15 protein-coding genes are annotated in these 17,125 nt (G+C 70.9%); 5 read left to right on the top strand and 10 right to left on the bottom strand.

Annotated elements, in window-relative coordinates:
- Positions 1-321 precede the first annotated feature (321 nt).
- Complete coding sequence (locus ACQEV2_RS12555; protein ID WP_433039430.1) at positions 322-2,379, top strand: bifunctional glycosyltransferase 87/phosphatase PAP2 family protein; 2,058 nt, start codon at positions 322-324, stop codon at positions 2,377-2,379.
- Here ACQEV2_RS12555 and ACQEV2_RS12550 read toward each other — a convergent pair.
- The 3 genes from ACQEV2_RS12550 to ACQEV2_RS12540 all read right to left on the bottom strand — a co-directional run bounded on the left by ACQEV2_RS12550 (position 2,333) and on the right by ACQEV2_RS12540 (position 6,661).
- Positions 2,333-3,973 carry a hypothetical protein gene (locus ACQEV2_RS12550; protein ID WP_433039429.1) on the bottom strand — a complete coding sequence of 547 codons (1,641 nt, stop codon included), beginning with the start codon at positions 3,971-3,973 and terminating at the stop codon, positions 2,333-2,335. The genes ACQEV2_RS12555 and ACQEV2_RS12550 overlap by 47 nt on opposite strands.
- Positions 3,974-4,061: 88 nt before the next feature.
- Positions 4,062-6,152, bottom strand: a complete 2,091-nt coding sequence (locus ACQEV2_RS12545; protein WP_433039428.1) for a P-loop NTPase fold protein — start codon at positions 6,150-6,152, stop codon at positions 4,062-4,064.
- Between the two features lie 83 nt (positions 6,153-6,235).
- Positions 6,236-6,661, bottom strand: coding sequence for an ATP-binding protein (locus ACQEV2_RS12540; RefSeq protein WP_433039427.1), 426 nt, complete (start codon positions 6,659-6,661; stop codon positions 6,236-6,238).
- Between the two features lie 91 nt (positions 6,662-6,752).
- On the opposite strand from ACQEV2_RS12540, the gene ACQEV2_RS12535 reads away from it, so the two are divergent.
- Positions 6,753-7,601 carry a helix-turn-helix domain-containing protein gene (locus tag ACQEV2_RS12535; protein ID WP_433039426.1) on the top strand — a complete coding sequence of 283 codons (849 nt, stop codon included), beginning with the start codon at positions 6,753-6,755 and terminating at the stop codon, positions 7,599-7,601.
- Entirely contained in the window at positions 7,561-7,761 is a 201-nt protein-coding gene (locus ACQEV2_RS12530) for a DUF397 domain-containing protein (RefSeq protein ID WP_433039425.1), read from the top strand. Before ACQEV2_RS12535 ends, ACQEV2_RS12530 begins: the two co-directional genes overlap by 41 nt.
- Here ACQEV2_RS12530 and ACQEV2_RS12525 read toward each other — a convergent pair.
- Complete coding sequence (locus ACQEV2_RS12525) at positions 7,745-8,914, bottom strand: steroid 3-ketoacyl-CoA thiolase (protein WP_433039424.1); 1,170 nt, start codon at positions 8,912-8,914, stop codon at positions 7,745-7,747. The genes ACQEV2_RS12530 and ACQEV2_RS12525 overlap by 17 nt on opposite strands.
- Positions 8,915-9,105: 191 nt before the next feature.
- Here ACQEV2_RS12525 and ACQEV2_RS12520 point away from each other — a divergent pair, with 191 nt between their 5' ends.
- Both ACQEV2_RS12520 and ACQEV2_RS12515 read left to right on the top strand, forming a co-directional pair.
- Positions 9,106-10,341 carry a cytochrome P450 gene (locus ACQEV2_RS12520; protein WP_433039423.1) on the top strand — a complete coding sequence of 412 codons (1,236 nt, stop codon included), beginning with the start codon at positions 9,106-9,108 and terminating at the stop codon, positions 10,339-10,341.
- A gap of 89 nt (positions 10,342-10,430) precedes the next feature.
- A complete protein-coding gene (locus ACQEV2_RS12515; protein WP_433039422.1) occupies positions 10,431-10,610 on the top strand; it encodes a hypothetical protein in 180 nt (59 codons plus the stop codon).
- 83 nt (positions 10,611-10,693) lie between these two features.
- Here the strand turns inward: ACQEV2_RS12515 and ACQEV2_RS12510 are convergent, their stop codons facing one another.
- From ACQEV2_RS12510 to ACQEV2_RS12485, 6 genes are all read right to left on the bottom strand, one after another.
- Positions 10,694-11,110, bottom strand: coding sequence for a transglycosylase SLT domain-containing protein (locus ACQEV2_RS12510; RefSeq protein ID WP_433039421.1), 417 nt, complete (start codon positions 11,108-11,110; stop codon positions 10,694-10,696).
- A gap of 335 nt (positions 11,111-11,445) precedes the next feature.
- Positions 11,446-12,294 (bottom strand): ECF transporter S component, encoded by an 849-nt coding sequence (locus ACQEV2_RS12505; RefSeq protein ID WP_433039420.1) that lies wholly within the window; start codon positions 12,292-12,294, stop codon positions 11,446-11,448.
- Entirely contained in the window at positions 12,291-14,000 is a 1,710-nt protein-coding gene (locus ACQEV2_RS12500; protein ID WP_433039419.1) for an ABC transporter ATP-binding protein, read from the bottom strand. The genes ACQEV2_RS12505 and ACQEV2_RS12500 overlap by 4 nt, the downstream gene beginning before the upstream one ends.
- Complete coding sequence (locus ACQEV2_RS12495) at positions 13,997-15,220, bottom strand: energy-coupling factor transporter transmembrane component T (RefSeq protein ID WP_433039418.1); 1,224 nt, start codon at positions 15,218-15,220, stop codon at positions 13,997-13,999. Before ACQEV2_RS12495 ends, ACQEV2_RS12500 begins: the two co-directional genes overlap by 4 nt.
- Positions 15,220-15,855 (bottom strand): SCO2322 family protein, encoded by a 636-nt coding sequence (locus tag ACQEV2_RS12490; RefSeq protein WP_433039417.1) that lies wholly within the window; start codon positions 15,853-15,855, stop codon positions 15,220-15,222. Before ACQEV2_RS12490 ends, ACQEV2_RS12495 begins: the two co-directional genes overlap by 1 nt.
- Complete coding sequence (locus tag ACQEV2_RS12485; protein WP_433039416.1) at positions 15,852-17,090, bottom strand: prenyltransferase/squalene oxidase repeat-containing protein; 1,239 nt, start codon at positions 17,088-17,090, stop codon at positions 15,852-15,854. The genes ACQEV2_RS12490 and ACQEV2_RS12485 overlap by 4 nt, the downstream gene beginning before the upstream one ends.
- Between the last annotated feature and the right edge of the window lie 35 nt (positions 17,091-17,125).

Below are 17,125 nucleotides of genomic sequence, written 5' to 3'. Positions count from 1 at the left end.
CGAGGCCCGGCTCCCCCGTCCCGGCTCCCCCGTCCCGCCGCCCGGCCCGCCGGCGCCCGGGCTTCAGACGGTACGGCGGATGATCCCGTCGCGGGGCCCGCCTTCCGCGATGTGATCGATTCCGCCTCGCCGGAGGAGGCCCCACCGGAGGCGGGCGTGCCGGCCCCCGACTATCGTCATCGGGACAAAAGGAGAGCGGACGTCAGGTGAATCGGGGGTTGCCGGCGTCTCTCCCGGGGGCGATGCGGGCCCCATCGGGTTCGTAAGGATTCCTGACGCGTGTGCCGTGTGGGACGAGGCGGGGCGGGAGGCCGACGAGGCGTGGCGAAGGCGGAACACGGTGGGCGACCGGCCGAGGCGCTCGGAGCCACGGCTGTCGGCGCGGTCCAGGCACGCGTACGCCTGGCGCGGCTCGGCCTGTGGCTGATCGCCGCGATCCTCGCCGTACGGCAGGTGGCCGTCGTCCTCAGTACCCCGGACGGGGAGCGGCTGACGGATCTGGAGACCTGGGTCGGCCCGGACGGCGTCCTGCATGTGAAAGGTTCGCTGTACGACTCGACGCAGTTCACGGGTACGCCGTTCGGCGGACTCGTCCTCAAACCGCTGACCCGCGCCGCCGAGCAGGCCCTCGGCTGGGGCTGGACGTTCGGCACCCTCCTGCTCGTCGTCGCCCTGGGCCTGGTCGCCGCCCGCGCCCTGCCCCAGCCGGTCAGCCGGCGGACCTCGCTGCTCGCCGCGCCGGTCGCGATCAGCCTGCTCATGCTGTCGCTGCCCGTGCGCAACACCCTCTACCTCGGCCAGACCAGCATCATGCCGGTCCTGCTCGTCCTGCTCGGCTGCTTCGCCGTGCGCGGCGAGCGCACCAGCGGCGTGCTCATCGGCGTCGCGGCGGCCCTCCAGCCGACCCTGCTGCTGTTCACGCCGCTGCTGTGGTTCACCGGCCGCCGCCGGGCCGCGCTCTCCACGGGGGCCTCGTTCGCCGGGTGCACGGTGCTCGCCGCGGTGGCGATGCCGCACGACTCGTACACCTACTGGGTCCACCACTTGGCCGGCGTCGGCCTCGGCGGCCGCGCCGACGACCTCGGCAACCAGTCCCTGCACGGCGCCCTGCTCCGGCTGGGGCTGACCGGCTCCCTGGAGATCGCCCTCTTCCTGCTCATCGGCGCCGCCGTCGCCGTCCTCGCGCTGCGCCGCGCCGTGCGCTACGCCCACGACGGGCAGCTGCTCCTCGCCGTGGCGATCACCGGCTGCGCGGCGATCGTCGTGTCCCCCACCGCCTGGCAGCACCAGCTGCTGTGGGTGCTGCTCGCCGTGGTCGGCCAGGTCGGCAGGCGGGCCTCCGACCGGTATGTGTGGCCGATCGCGATCGTGCTGGTCATGACCTTGCCGGCCAGGATGATGGTGCCGGACAAGGCGCTCTTCCACCCCCTGCGCGCCGACCTCGTACTCCTGGCCGCGCTCGCCACGGCAGCGGTCGTGCCGTTCCTGTCGCGCACGTCGCCGTACTGGCAGACGCCGATCCCGACCCAGTACGCCGACCCGGCCCCGTCCCGCTTCCGGCGCGTCCCGCTGGTGTCGTTCCTGCGCCGGGTGATCACCCGCCCCAATCTGCTTTTCGAACTCCTCCTGATCCGGGTCACGTACTACGCCTACGCCCAGATCCGCCTCGCGGCCGCCGGAGGCTCCAACTCGGCCGGCCGGGTGACCGCCGAGGAGAACGGCGAGGAGATCCACTCCATCGAGCGCGCCCTGCACATCGACATCGAGCACTGGGCCAACCACGCCGTGGTGAAGGTCGACTGGCTGCGGGACTTCTTCGACTTCTACTACACGTCGTTCCACTTCGGCGTCCCGCTCGCGATCCTCGCCGTCCTCTACTGGCGCCGCCCCGTCGACTACCGCTGGGCCCGCACGGCGATCGGCTTCGCGACGGTCTTCGCCCTGATCGGCTTCTGGCTCTACCCACTCGCCCCGCCCCGCCTGATGCCCGGCCTCGGCATCATCGACACGGTCCACGGCCCGCAGGACTTCTCCAAGCCCGACTACGGCACGCTCACCGAACTCACCAACCAGTACGCGGCGATGCCGTCCCTGCACTTCGGCTGGTCCCTGTGGTGCGGCCTGGTGATCGTCATCCTCGCCCCCAGATGGCTGAAGCCGTTGGGCCTGCTGCACCCGCTCTTCACGGTCACCTCGATCGTCGCCACCGGCAACCACTGGGTGCTGGACGCGGCCGGCGGGGCGATGGTCGTGGGCGCGGGCTTCGCCATGACGTACCTCTTCCAGGGCCCGCGCGCCCGGACGGTCACGGCGCGGGCGGAGAAGGACGCGGTCAGCAGTGGCGCCCGGGGTCCGGTGAAGGACCGTACTCCGAGCTGATGCGGTATTCGCCGGGGGCGGAGACGGTCAGGCGAGTGAACTCGCCCTCGGGGGTGAGACAGCCGCCGCCGTCCACGTGGAGCCACGGTGAATGGGCGACGCGCACCGTGGCGGTCCCGGCCCGCGCCATGCGGACGACGACGTCGGCGCTGGACGTCGACACGACGCTCGCGGGCTCGGACACCAGAGGCACGGCGTCCCGCACCCGGTACACCCGCCAGTGCGCGTCCCGCCACACCGGCACCAGCCAGTCGGGCCGGTGATCACGTATCAGCCGGGCTTCGTCCTTGGCGTACCCGTCGGGCTTGCCCATCGGCAGCACGACGAACCCGACGGCCCAGCGATCCAGCCATGTGCGGTAGGTCGCCGCGTCGAACGACCCGTCGTAGAACAGCCGGGCCCGCTCCATGTCGAGCTGCCGGTTCCAGCCGCGGGCCATGTTGACGTGCGGGGCGAGCCCGCTGGCCTCGCGGTGGTTGCGGGCCGGGACGACCTCGACGCGGGTGCGGTCGGCGCCGAGGCGGTCGAGGGCGCGGACCACTCCCTGCGTCTCGGCGGCCCAGGCGGGCACCCTGGTGGAGACGTACAGATCGTCCCCGGTCTTCTTGCCGACCCAGCCGACGGAGAAGACCAGCGCGGCGATGAGCAGCCTCCGGCGGACCTTGGCGAGGCCGGGCCGGGCCAGCAGGACGGCCAAGAGGGCCGCGGGCGCGAAGAGTTCGGCGAAGCGCTCGACGTTCGTGCCGATGGGGGAGGGAATGAGGTACGTCAGGACGGCCCCGCCCGCGTAGACGGCACCGCTCCAGCGGGCGACGCGCCAGGTGCGGGGCGCGAACGCGGTGACGGCCAGGCCCAGGAAGAACGGCGGCCATATGCGGTCGGCGAACATCAACTGCTCGCCCTTGAAAGGGAAGAGGAGGGTTGTGGCGCCGACGGTGACGGCGGGTGGGAGGAGGAGGGCGAGGGCGCGGGGGAAGTCGCGGGTGAGGAGAAACGCGGCGCCTACGACGACCAGGAACAGGCCCGCCACCGGGCTGGCCATGGTCGCCAGGGCGGCGTAGGCGGCGGCGAGGACGATTCGTCTCCCGTGGGTGAGCATCAGGCACGCGCCGAGTCCGAAGGCGACGCCGAGCGCGAAGGTGGTGCGGCCGGAGGCCACGTTGCACCACAGGGCGAAGGACGCGAGGAGGGCGGGGCCGAGGGGTCTTCGCAGGCCGTCGACGCGGGTGATCAGGACGGCGGCGAGCCAGGTGGCGGTGATGCCGGAGATGACGGTGACGGCGCGGACGCCGACGGCGGCCATCAAGTACGGCGATATCAGGCTGTAGTTGGCGGTGTGCATACCGCCGTACCAGAAGAGGTTGTAGGCCGAGTCACCGTGCCGCGCCGTGAAGCCGGACCACGCGTACTGGGCTGCCAGGTCGCCGCCGCCGGTGGCGAGGAAGGCCCACCAGATCGCGTAGAGGGGGAGGGCCGGGAGGGTGGCCAGCAGCGGGATCCGGTGGCGGTGGTACAGCGTGCGGAGGGGGTGGTTCCGCGGGAGGGCCGTGTTTCGTCGCTCTGGGCGGGCTACGGTGAGTTCGGCTGGGACCACGTGTTCGAAGACGTGAAGTCGCAAGGAAACGTTCACTGTCCGCGGAAGAACGGCTATGTCGCTGCCGAAGGCGCGGGCCGGCCTCGCTCTAGACAGGAGGGACGGCAGGCGGGACGGGCAACGACCAAGCCGCCCTGACGCGTTGAAGCGTGGACCGGGCCAGCGTGTCGGCCGTGCCGATCTCGCGCTGGGCGCCTGCCAGGGCGGCGAAGGAACCGGAGTAGTGGCGATCGGATGCCTCGCGGAACTGCTCCAGTGTGAGGGCGTCCGTGAAGATTCCCTTCACCGTGTCCAGGTAGTAGGCACGGTTGGCCAGCGTGGCGCCCATCCGGGCGCGGTCGCCGATCGCTCCGGCCTGCTGGTGAATCAGGTTCCCCAGCTCGTCGAGTCGATCGTCGGCGACGACGTCCCGGCGGAAGAGCTGCGCGAGTTCGGCATGCTCGTCCGAACCGCCGGCGGCGTTGGCGATGCGGTCGACTTCGCGTTCCACGAGTTTGGCGGCCAAGTCGGTGAGCGAGCGGGGCTGGTCCGGTGAGACGTACGCGATGGCCGCGCGGGCCGTCCGCAGGAGGTCGCGCGGCATGCCGCCCGACAGGCAGTAGAACAGTGCGGCGAAGGGAACCGGCAGCCTCGTCACCCGACGGCCCAGCAGGAGTTCGGCCCTCTTCTGATCGAGGGGCTCGACCCGGACGACCTCGTCGATCGCGCTGTCGAAGGCATCCCGTCGGCCGACCGGCGCCAACTCGGCGTCCCGCAGCGCCTCGTCGGAGACCGACAGCACGAACAGGCAGTTCGGGACGTCGAACACGGCCTTGAGCTCGTTCAGGAAGGTGCGCGCGGCGGCAGCCGGCTCGATCCGGTCGAGTTCGTCGATGCCGATCACCAGGCGCCTCGGCCCCTCCTCCTCGCGCAGCTCCAGTGCCGTCGCGCCGAGGAACCTCTTCAGCGCATCCACGATCTCGGGGTACGTCTGCGGCTGCTCTGCGAGCGAGCTTGCCCTCTTCGCCGACAGATTCCAGCTTCGCCATCCGGCGCTGAGAGCCGCCTCGTCCGACTGGGTCTGCAGGTAACGGATCGAGCGCTTGTGCCGCTCGGCCTCCTGTGCCGTGCCGAGACCTTCCTTGATCACGAGGTCGCACAGCTTGTAGAAGAGGTGGAGCATGAACTCTCGCCGGTCGAAGAGGACCGGTACCGGCTCGACGAGGCTCAACTGCCCTGCCGGACTCGAAGGGTCCGCCTCGTCGACCCTGCAGAAATTCCGAAGCACCTGCGTCTTGCCCGCGCCGCGCGGGCCCGACAGAGCGATGCTGCCGCCCGCCATGCCCGCGCTGATCATGGCGAGTTGGCGGTCGGCTCGCGTCGGCACATGCTCATGACCGGCGTGCAGTTGCCTCAGGCCGGGGGCATCGGTGATGGTGAGTCGCGTGGAGAAGACGCGCTGGGTTTGTTCGCTGATGCGTTCCCGTACGAAGCTCAGCAGTTCCCGCTCCACGGCCTCCCGCCACACGGCCTCCGACTGCCGCACCGCTCGGCTCCATCCCCCCAGGGCGATCAAGTAGCCGAGGGACAGCGACTGCCTGGACACAGCCGGGGCGAGTCGTGCAAGCGCCAGCGGCGGAAGCGCGAACAACGCGAGAGAGCCCAGCGCGAACCAGACGCCCTCACCGTACCCGCCGACCTCGTCCACCGGCCGGTGGTGCGACAGCTGCCAGGCGACCTCCGTCGGGTAGATCCCCACGAAGATCGAGCACACCAGCGCCAGAAAGCCATACGCGAAGCCGCCGGCGATGAGCAGTTGACGCCCTTTGGAGGGCGGTGCGCCTGCCCGCACATCGCGCGACAGAAGGTAGTGGACACACCAGGGCACAAAGGCCACTGTGAAGGCGATCCCGACTGTGACCAGGATGAATCCGAAGGCCTTGCTTGCAAGGGACCCGAGCGAGACGGAACGGTCATGGGCCAGAGCGTCCTTGAGCGCCTCGCTCCAGCCGTACGACACCGCCACCGTGAGCAGTATCAGCAACACCAGTGCGCCGGCCGCCATCAACACCCTGCGGAGCCGCGCCTCCAGGCGAGCCCGGGATACAGCCTGCTGATACGTGTTCTCCGCATCCCGGGCACGACCCAGAACGACGTCCCGCTTCACTTCCGCGGCAGCTGCCAGGCTGTCCTCGCTCACGCCGCTGCTCTGGACTTCGGTTCCGCTCAGCACACGCGGCAGCAGTTGCGCGAACAGTTCTTCTCGACTCAGTACCGGCACTCTCAGGTACTTCCGCACCAGCACTCGAACCACACCGCCTTGCCACCCCCTGGCACCGGATCCACGCCCCACTTGTCAGCCACTGAATCGACAAGGACCAGCCCGCGCCCGCCCTCCGCCTCCGACGACAACTCCCGTGGCACCGTGGGAAGTTGAGGGGATCCGTCGGTGACCTCCACCCGGACCGCCCCCTCCTGCCGCAGCACCAGCACCTCACACCGCCGGTCCGGAACATGCCGTACGACATTGGCGACCAGCTCGGTCACACCCAGTTCCACGGCGTCGGTGAGTTCGGGCATCTCCCACTCGCCGAGCAGCGAGCGCGCGATGCTGCGGATGTGGCGGGCCGAGTGTGCGCCGACGGTGAGGCGCAGCCGGTACTGGGGGCGGAAGGGGGCCCGGTAGGTGGGGGGAATGTATCCGTTCACGGTACGAGCGTGACCTCGCACAACTACGCTGGGCTACCGAACGGACACAACAGGTCCCGAAGTGGGCCGAGTTGCGTGAGAGGGGCTCTGCGTGACCCACATCAACACCCTCGATCCCGGCGCCTCGCCACTGGACTACTACGGCTTCGAGCTGAGGCGTTACCGCGAGGCCGCCGGGCTGACGCAGAAGCAGCTCGGGGCCATCGTCTACTGCACGGGTTCGCTGGTAGGCCAGATCGAGACGGCCCGCAAGCTGCCGACGTTGCCGCTCAGCGAACGGGCCGATGCCGCGCTGGGGACGGACGGGGCGCTGTCCCGGCTGCATGAGCTGGTGATGCGTAGTCAACTTCCGGCGTGGTTTCAGCAGGTGGCGGAGTTGGAGGCGCGGGCGACAGAGATCGGCACTTTCCAGATGGGCATGGTGCACGGCCTCCTCCAGACAGGCGAGTACGCCCGCGCCACGCTGGGTGCGTTGGACGAGACGGACCTCGACGATCGCACCGCCGTACGGCTGGCCCGTCAGCGCATCTTCGACAAAGGGGAGCCGCCGGTCTTCTGGATGATCCTCAGCGAGGCCGCGCTGTACCAGGAGATCGGCGGGTCGGCGACCATGCGGGGCCAACTGGCTCACCTTTTGTCCTTCGAGAGCAACCCACGGATCAACATCCAGGTGCTGCCTTTCTCGGCGGGCGCGCACGCGGGGCTGACAGGCTCGTTCACCCTCTTCCGCTTCGCGAGCGACCCGGACATTGTCTACACCGAGGGCTACGGCAGCGGGCATCCGACCGCGAACCCGGACACCGTCAAGAACTGCTCGCTCCGTTACGATCATCTTCAAGCCGCCGCGCTCTCCCTCAGGGACTCGGCGGCGCTGATCCGGCGCGTAATGGAGGAACGCTATGGGGAGCAACGCGGTTCCGACGGTGATCCAGTGGCGTAAGTCCAGCTACAGCAGCGACCAGGGCGGCGAGTGCGTAGAAGTTGCCGAAGTCGTAAGCACTGTCGCCATCCGCGACTCCAAGAACCCGGCGGGCCCGATCCTCACCGTCGGACCCACCACCTTCACGGCGTTCTTGGATTGGGCTACAGCCGCTGAATGATCGTGCCGGTGGCCAACCCACCCCCCGCACACATCGTCACCAGCGCGAACTCCTTGTCCGCCCGCTCCAGTTCATGAAGTGCGGTCGTGATCAGCCGGGCCCCGGTGGCCCCCACCGGGTGCCCGAGAGCGATCGCACCGCCGTTGGCGTTGACCTTCTCCAGGTCCTGCTCGAAGACCTGCGCCCAGCTCAACACCACTGAAGCGAAGGCCTCGTTGATCTCCACCAGATCAATGTCCTTCAGGGACATCCCGGCCTTCCCCAACACCGCTTTCGTCGCGTCGATCGGCCCGTCGAGGTGGAAGTGCGGGTCGGCCCCCACCAAGGCCTGCGCCACGATCCGCGCCCTCGGCCGCAGCTTCAGCGCCCGCGCCATCCGCTTCGACGCCCACATGATCGCCGCCGCCCCGTCGCTGATCTGCGACGAGTTGCCCGCCGTATGCACGGCCGTCGGCATGACGGGTTTCAGCCCCGCCAGGGCCTCCATGGACGTGTCGCGCAGCCCCTCGTCCTTGTCGACGAGCCGCCACATGCCCTGCCCGGCACGCTGCTCGTCCTCCGTCGTCGGGACCTGGACCGCGAACGTCTCCCTCTTGAACCGCTCCTCCGCCCAGGCGGCCGCGGCCCGTTCCTGCGACATCAGACCCAGTGAGTCGACGTTCTCCCGGGTCAGCCCCCGATGGCGGGCGATCCGCTCCGCCGCCTCGAACTGATTGGGCAGATCGACGTTCCATTCGTCCGGGAACGGCTTCCCGGGCCCGTGCTTGGACCCCGACCCCAGCGGCACGCGCGACATCGCCTCGACGCCACAGCTGATTCCGACGTCGATGACGCCCGCGGCGATCATGTTGGCGGTCATGTGCGACGCCTGCTGCGAGGACCCGCACTGGCAGTCGACCGTCGTCGCCGCCGTCTCGTACGGCAGGCCCATGGTCAGCCAGGCCGTGCGCGCGGGATTCATGGACTGCTCGCCGGCATGGGTCACCGTTCCGCCGACGATCTGCTCGACGCAGTCCGCGGGAATGCCGGTGCGGCCCAGGAGTTCGCGGTAGGTCTCGCCCAAAAGATAGGCGGGGTGGAGGTTGGCGAGCGCGCCGCCGCGCTTGCCGATGGGGGTGCGGACGGCTTCGACGATCACGGGTTCGGCAGCCATGGGTGCGGATCCTCTCCGAGGCTCTGCGGAACTAGTACGTGTTCTAGTTCTGGGTGCAGTTTGCTGACGCCGACTGGCTGACCGCAAGGGCTGTGCAGGCAATTGGGGGGTCCATGGCTATTGCTAGTTGTAGAACCCGTTATTACCGTCGCGGTGATCCCTCTTAGCTGATGGACCGTCAGGAGCTGCTCATGCCCTGTCCCGCGCTTCCCGACGGGTTCGACTTCACCGACCCCGATGTGCTGCAACACCGCGTACCCCTCCCGGAGTTCGCCGAGCTGCGCCGGGCCGAACCGGTCCGCTGGATCCCGCAGTCGGGCAACGTGGCCGGGTTCCAGGACGAGGGCTACTGGGCGGTGACCCGGCACGCGGACGTCAAGTACGTGTCGACGCACCCGGAGTTGTTCTCGTCCACCCTCAACACCGCGATCATCCGCTTCAACGAGCACATCGAGCGCGACTCCATCGACGCGCAGCGGCTGATCCTGCTGAACATGGACCCGCCCGAGCACACCCGGGTCCGCCAGATCGTGCAGCGCGTCTTCACCCCGCGGGCCATCCGCGCCCTGGAGGAACGCCTGCGGTCGCGGGCGCTGGCGATCGCCGCGAACGCCAGGGACCGCTCCGGCCCCTTCGACTTCGTCACCGAGGTCGCCTGCGAACTGCCCCTCCAGGCCATCGCCGAGCTCATCGGCATCCCGCAGGACGACCGGGCCAAGATCTTCGACTGGTCCAACAAGATGATCGCGTACGACGATCCCGAGTACGCCATCACCGAGGAGGTCGGGCAGGAGTCGGCCACCGAACTGATCGCGTACGCGATGAACATGGCCGCCGACCGGAAGGAGTGCCCGGCGAAGGACATCGTCACGACGCTGGTGGCGGCGGAGGACGAAGGCAACCTGCGCTCGGACGAGTTCGGCTTCTTCGTGCTGATGCTGGCCGTCGCGGGCAACGAGACCACCCGCAACGCCATCACCCACGGCATGCACGCCTTCCTCACCCACCCCGAGCAGTGGGAACTCTACAAGAGGGAGCGCCCCGCGACGGCGGCGGAGGAGATCGTCCGCTGGGCGACCCCGGTGGTCTCCTTCCAGCGCACGGCGACGCAGGACACGGAGCTGGGCGGCAAGCAGATCAGGAAGGGCGACCGGGTAGGCATCTTCTACGCCTCCGCCAACCACGACCCCGACGTCTTCGCCGACCCCGACGCCTTCGACATCACCCGCGACCCCAACCCCCACCTGGGCTTCGGCGGAGGCGGTCCCCACTACTGCCTCGGCAAGTCCCTGGCCGTCCTCGAAATAGACCTCATCTTCAACGCCGTGGCCGACGCCATGCCCGGCCTGCGGCTGGCCGGCGACCCGCGCCGGCTGCGCTCCGCGTGGATCAACGGCGTGAAGGAACTCCGGGTCAGCACCGGCTGACCCGCCCCGAGGGAGGCAGGAGCACCCCCTATCCCTACGCCCCGTTCCTGCCTCCCCCGGGGCCCGTCACTCGGCTATCCTCACCGTCTGTGCGAAAGATCATGATCCGGTCCGTGCCGACCGGTGCGGCCGTGGCAGTCACCTGGGGCCTCGGCCCGGCGTTCACCGATCCGGGTACCACGCGGCATGTCGTGATGGTGCTGCTCTTCGTCGTCACGGTCCTGGCCGTCGGCTTCGTCGTCGACGCGGTGGCGGGTGACCGCGACTAGGGGGGCGGCGGGCAGGACGAGCGAAGGCGGCGACCCCGGGGATCATGGGGTCGCCGCCTTCAGTTCTGTGTGGCTGGGTCGGCTCAGTACCAGCCGTTCGCCTGCCAGAAGCTCCAGGCGCCGCACGGGCTGCCGTAGCGGTCCTTCATGTAGTCCAGGCCCCACTTGATCTGGGTGGCCGGGTTGGTCTTCCAGTCGGAGCCGGCCGAGGCCATCTTGTTGCCCGGGAGGGCCTGGACGAGGCCGTAGGCGCCGGACGAGGCGTTGGTGGCGTTGACGTTCCAGTCGCTCTCGTGGTCGACGATGTTCGAGAAGCACTGGTACTGGGCCGAGTCCGAGATCATCTTCTTCGCGATCGTCTGCGCCGAGGAGGACGAGGTCGTCGCGGCCTGCGCGGGAGCGGCGGCGAACAGCGTGCCGGCGGTGGCGGCGGCCAGGGCGGCACCGGCGAGGGCCTTCTTCGGGGCGGAGATGCGGCGGAAGGTGGAAACGACGGACACGGGGAGCCTTTCTTCGGGGACAGTGCGCCGCAGGCATGCCGGAACCACGCGATGCGAGGCGGGGGCATGCGTCGGCGCCGCGGCCCTGTGGGCACGTCGGCGCCGTGCGACGTCGTCCAGAGAAGCAGGCCGGGAAGGCGTCCGCAATGAGCCCTTTTGCTAGTTGTGGTCGTATGCGGGAGGAAGGTCGTTTGTGTGACGGGGCTCTCAATGTGCAGGTCAGGCAGCGAATTGCCGTGTTCATGGCCTCCGATTTGTCCGACTAAAGAGGATCGTAGGTGATGTGGGTCATGTGGGGTGGTTCACCGGGTGCGTAACGGCCCGCGTGCACCGCTTCACCCTGCGGGAGCGTCGAATGTGACGGGGCTCTCGAAGGCCGCCCGGCGCGTGGCCCGGCGCAGCGCCTTGAGGATCGCCGGGCCGAGCGTGAAGGTGAGGATCACGGTGACGACCGCCCGGCCGAGGTCCCAGCCGAGCGAGGTGGCCAGGCAGTACGCGACGAAGCGGGCCAGATTGGCCAGGGGCCCCGCCTCGGGGTCGGGGGCGATGTTCGAGCCGTCCGCGAGGAGGTACGGCCAGCCCTGCATGTTCATCACCGTGCCGTAGGCGAACGCGGCGAGTAAGCCGTAGCCGGCCAGCAGGACCAGCTCACCGCGCCCGCGCAGACGATCCGGGCCCGGCAATAGTCCGGCGCCCATCGTGAACCAGCCCATCGACAGCATCTGGAACGGCATCCACGGCCCCACCCCGCCCGTGAGCAGGGCGGACGCGAACATCGTCACCGCGCCGAGGACGAACCCGAAGCCCGGGCCGAGGACCCGGCCGCTGAGCACCATCAGGAAGAACATCGGCTCGATACCGGCCGTCCCGGCGCCGAGCGGGCGCAGGGCGGCCCCGGTCGCCGCCAGCACGCCCAGCATCGCCACCGCCTTCGGGCCGAGCCCGGACTCGGAGATCGTCGCGGCGACGACCGCGACCAGCAGGAGCAGCAGGCAGGTGAACAGCCACGGGGCGTCCTGCGCATGGGCGCTCACCTGCGCGGCGGGCGGGGCCAGGAAGGGCCAGCCGAGCGCGGCGACGCCGACCGCGCTGACGAGGACGAGGGCGGCGACCGAGCGGGGTCCCAGGCGGACGGCCCGGGCCTGCGGAGCATGGGGGGCCTGGGGGGTGGAGCGGCCGGTCATGCGAGGGCCTCCCTCACCTCGGCGACCGTGAGCCACTTCTGCGGGGCCAGGATCTTGGCCACCTGCGGGGCGAAGGAGGGCGAGGCGACCACGACGTCCGCTGCCGGGCCGTCCGCTATCACCTCACCGTCGGCGAGGAGCACGACACGGTCGGCGAGCTCGGCGGCCAGCTCCACGTCATGCGTCGCCAGCACGACGGCGTGCCCCTGGGCGGCCAGGCCGCGCAGCAAGGTGACGAGGCGGGCCTTCGCCGCGTAGTCCAGGCCGCGGGTCGGCTCGTCGAGGAGCAGCAGCCGAGGGCGGGCGGTCAGGACGATGGCCAGCGCGAGTGTCAGACGCTGGCCCTCGGAGAGGTCGCGGGGGTGCGTGTCGTCGGGGACGTCCGGGAGGAGCTCGGAGACGAGGGCGCGGCAGGTGCCGGGCGCTGCGCCGGCGTCGGCGTCGGCGGCCGTGCACTCGGCGGCGACCGTGTCCGCGTACAGGAGGTCGCGGGGTTCCTGGGGGACCAGGCCGGCTCCGCCTACGGTCACCGAGCCGGCGGCGGGTTTGATGAGGCCGACCAAGGTGTTGAGGAGAGTGGATTTACCGGCGCCGTTGCGGCCCATGACAGCGATTGTTTCGCCGGGGGTGACGGTGAGGTTGATGCTGTGCAGGGCTCGGGTGTGGTCGCGGGTCACGGTGAGGGCTTTTACCTCGGCTGTGTGGGGGGTCGGTGGGGCGGCGGGGGTGCGCCTGCGCTGGAACCATCGGCGGGGAGTGGGGTTTTCGCCCAATGGCTCGCGGGGATTTGATTGTTGGCGGCTGCCGGTTTGTTGTGGTTGATCGCGCCCACGCGGCGGTAGCCGCAAATCCAGTGCAGCCCCGCGCCCCTCCAGGGCGATGACCTCCCGCTTCTCAAGCCGCTGCCGTAGGTTCCCCGCCCGTCGCCGTGCGTCCCGGACCGTCAGTGGCAGCGGGGACCAGCCCGCCAGGCGGCCCAGGTCCACGACCGGCGGATACACCGGGGACATGGCCATCACCTCCGCCGGGGTGCCCAGGATCGGGGCCGCGCCCGGTGCGGGCAGCAGGACGACCTGGTCGGCGTACTGGATGACTCGCTCCAGGCGGTGTTCGGCCATCAGGACCGTGGTGCCCAGGTCGTGGACCAGGCGTTGGAGGACCGCGAGGACCTCTTCGGCGGCGGCGGGGTCCAGGGCCGAGGTCGGTTCGTCGAGGACCAGGACGCTGGGGTGCGGCGTGAGCACCGAGCCGATCGCGACACGCTGTTGCTGGCCGCCGGAGAGGGTGGCGATGGGGCGGTCGCGGAGGTCGGCGAGGCCGAGGAGGTCCAGGGTCTCCTCGACCCGGCGGCGCATGACGTCGGGGGCGAGGCCCAGTGACTCCATGCCGTAGGCCAGTTCGTCCTCGACGGTGTCGGTCACGAAGTGGGAGAGGGGGTCCTGGCCCACCGTGCCCACCACGTCCGCGAGTTCGCGGGGCTTGTGGGTGCGGGTGTCCCGGCCGGCCACCGTGACGCGGCCACGCAGGGTGCCGCCGGTGAAGTGTGGGACGAGTCCGCTCACGGCGCCCAGGACGGTGGACTTGCCGACGCCCGACGGGCCGACGAGGAGGACCAGTTCGCCTTCCGGGACCTCGAAGTCGACGCCCTGGACGGTGGGTTCGGGGGCGCCGTCGTAGGTCACCGACACGTTCTCGAAGCGGATCACGACGGCTCCTCGGGGGCGGCGGGACTGCTGGGTGCGGGGCTGACGAAGGCCGGGAGCAGGCCGAGGAGGACGGCCGCCGCGGGCCACAACGGGAGGGTGGGGGCGACGAGGGGGATCACGCCCGGGTGCAGGGCCGCCGGGTCGCGGGTCGAGGCGAGGGTCAGCAGGGCGGCGACCGCCGCGCCGGAACCGGCGACCAGCCAGGCGCGGGCGTCCCAGCGGTCCGGGCGGTAACGGGTGCGCAGGGTGCGGCGACCGCCGAGGCGGAGCCCTGCCAGGGCGGCGGCGAGTCCGGTGAGGAGGACCGGGAGGCCGTACGTGCCGCCTTCGGCGGTGAGGAGGCCGTACGTTCCCGCGCAGACGCCCAGCAGGCCGCCGAGGGTGAGAGCGGTGGTCGTACGGCGGACGCGGGGCGGGACGGCGGCGGTACGGCCGTAGCCGCGGGCGTCCATCGCGGCGGCGAGCGAGACGGACCGCTCCAACGCGCCTTCCAGGACCGGGAGCCCGACGTGCAGGAGGCCGCGGATGCCGGTGTGCGGGCGGCCGCGCAGGCGGCGGGCGGCGCGCAGGCGCTGGACGTCGGCGATCAGGTGGGGCGCGTAGGTGAGGGCGACCACCACCGCTACGCCCATTTCATAGAGGGCGCCGGGGAGGGACTTGAGGAGGCGGGTCGGGCTGGCTAGGGAGTTCGCCGCGCCCACGCAGATGAGGAGGGTGGCGAGTCTCAGGCCGTCGTAGAGGGCGTTGAGAAGGGTCTCGGCGGTGACCTTGCCGCCCAGGCGGATGCCCTGGGCCCAGTCGGGGAGGGGGAGTTCGGGGAGCGTGACGATCACGTGGGTGCCGGGGAGGGGAGAGCCCAGCGCTGCCGCGAAGAGGAGGCGGATGAGGAGGACGGCGAGGGCGAGTTTGACGAAGGCGGTGTAGGAGCGGGCGGTGGGGGTGTCGGGGCGGCAGGTCGCTACTACGTAAGCCGAGGTTGCTGTGAGGAGGGTGAGGAGGAGGGGATTGGTGGTGCGGGTGGCGGCTGTACCCAGGGCGAGGGACCAGAGCCACCAGGCGCCGGGGTGGAGCTGTGCGCGGGGGCGCGGGCGGGGAGCGGGGACGCTTGCCCGCGCTTGCGGGGTGCCGCCTCTCTTCGGGTCGGGAGCCGCCCCAGCGGCACGACTGCCCGCGGGCTGCGTGGCTCGACCGCTCGCGGGCTGCGTGCGTCGGCCTGCCATCAAGCTCGCCGCCGCCGTGCTTGCCAGGCCGCGGCTGCTCCCAGTACTGCCACTACGGCAATCCCGGCCACCAACCCCAGCGACGGGCCGTCGTCCGAGGTGTCCTTCTTCTCGGAAGTCGTCGGCTTCTCGGCGCTGGACACCTGCTCCCCGCACCCCTTCTCCGGGTACCCGGAGATCGCGCACAACAGGGCGTTCGTGTCGTAGCGGAGGGGCTTGGCCACCGCGGCCAGTGCTTCTGCCGTGGTCGCGTCCGGGGCCACCCGCGCGCATGCCGCGCGGCGCGCCGGTGGGGTCTCGCCCGACGGGGCGTCAGCTGTCGTACCGAAGTCGATGACGAGAGCCACCCGCTTCTTGCCGTCCTGCGGCGGAGTCCTCGCGCAGATCACCTCGAACACTGCCGTGCCCCTCGGGCGGGCCGCGTTCTTGGAGTCCTCGCTCACCGCGAAGCGGAAGCCCTGGACGTCGCCGTCGGACGGGCGGGCGGTGGAGGGGCCCTGGGTGGCGTAGGTCCAGGTGTCGCCGTCGTGGTCCCAGAAGGACCAGTAGCGGTAGCCGGTCGCCTGGGCGGCCTGGGCCGCGCCGGTCAGGAGGACCAGCGCGGCCAGGAGCGGAGCGAGCGCGCGGCGGATCACCGTCGCCCGCCCTTGTTGCGGCCGCTCAGCAGGAAGCCGATGCCGATGCCCGCGACCAGGCCGACGCCGACGATCCACCACACGCTGACGCCGTTGTCGTCGTCGGCCACCCGCTTGCCCTCGGGCTTCTCCGACGCGGTCCTCGCCGACTGCGGTGCGGGGCCCGTCGCGTTGAGCTGCTTCACCAGGTCGGTGCCGCCGAAGTCGCGGGGGTCGGTGCCGGCCGCGTGCGCGGCGAGGACGAGCTGGGCGTAGGCGGCGGGCCCGCTCTGCTCGGCCCAGCCGGCGTAGTGCTGCTCCAGCCAGACCAGGGACTCCCGGCCCTGCTCGGTCAGGCCCGCGGCGGCGAGCGCCACCACCGCGTCGGCGGTGTTGCCGTAGTCCGGCTGGTCCTTGGCGCCGGGCAGCGCGGACTTCAGGTAGCCGGTGCCGTTGAGGGAGCGGGCGAGGTGGACGGCGCCGTTGAGGGCAGCGTCGGCGGGCGTGCGGTTCTCGCCGCCGAGGCACTGCCGGGTGCTTGCCGGAGCCTTGCCCGCCGTCGTCACCAGCCCCTTGCCGAGGACGCCGAGGACGCCCGCGGCGGTCGCGTCCGCGTTGGGCGCCAGCGTGCCCTTCTTGTCGGGCTGGAACGCGAACGCGCCCGCGTCCTCGCTCCCGCACGGCAGGGACAGCTTCAGCAAGGCGTCGTACGGGGACTTGCCCCCCTTGCGCACCTCTCCCGGCTTCTCACCGACGGCCGTGAGGGCGCCGACCACGACCGAGGTGGAGTTGGCGTCGCTCGGGCCGCCCGCCGCGTACCCCCACCCCCCGTCCTTGTTCTGCACGGACTTCAGCCAGGCCACCGCCTTGCCGGTCGCGGCGTCGTGCCCGCCGAGCGCGGCGAGGGCCTGGACGGCGGCGGCCGTGTTGTTGGTGTCGACCAGGGTCTTCGCGTCGCAGGCCGTCGAGACGTCGGCGCGGAACGGGGCGAACGCGCCGTTGGCGCACTGCTGCCCGGTGAGCCAGTCCACGGCCTTCGCCGCCGGCTGCACGCCCACCGTGTCCTGGGCGAGCAGCGCGAGGGACTGGCGCCAGACACCGTCGTACGTCGGGTCGGCCGTGCCGTACAGGCCCGCGGGAATCGCCACCGACGGGGACGCGGACGGGGCGGAGTCGGCGGCGGCTGCGGGCGTGGCGGCGGCCGTACCGATCACGACGGTGGCGGCCAGGGCCGCGGCGCTGCGGCGGACGTACATGATCGGCGGGTGCCCTTCCCTGAGGGAACCGGGCA

The organism is Streptomyces sp. CA-251387, from assembly GCF_050936625.1.
GTDB lineage: Bacteria > Actinomycetota > Actinomycetes > Streptomycetales > Streptomycetaceae > Streptomyces.
Note: the sequence above shows the minus strand (reverse complement) of the source record. Positions and strands in the feature narration are given on the sequence as shown.

Coding starts and splice junctions, on each gene's coding strand:
- ACQEV2_RS12530 (WP_433039425.1), top strand. CDS start 7,561: ATGGGGAGCAACGCGGTTCCGACGGTGATCCAGTGGCGTAAGTCCAGC.
- ACQEV2_RS12525 (WP_433039424.1), bottom strand. CDS start 8,914: ATGGCTGCCGAACCCGTGATCGTCGAAGCCGTCCGCACCCCCATCGGC.
- ACQEV2_RS12520 (WP_433039423.1), top strand. CDS start 9,106: ATGCCCTGTCCCGCGCTTCCCGACGGGTTCGACTTCACCGACCCCGAT.
- ACQEV2_RS12505 (WP_433039420.1), bottom strand. CDS start 12,294: ATGACCGGCCGCTCCACCCCCCAGGCCCCCCATGCTCCGCAGGCCCGG.
- ACQEV2_RS12495 (WP_433039418.1), bottom strand. CDS start 15,220: ATGGCAGGCCGACGCACGCAGCCCGCGAGCGGTCGAGCCACGCAGCCC.
- ACQEV2_RS12485 (WP_433039416.1), bottom strand. CDS start 17,090: ATGTACGTCCGCCGCAGCGCCGCGGCCCTGGCCGCCACCGTCGTGATC.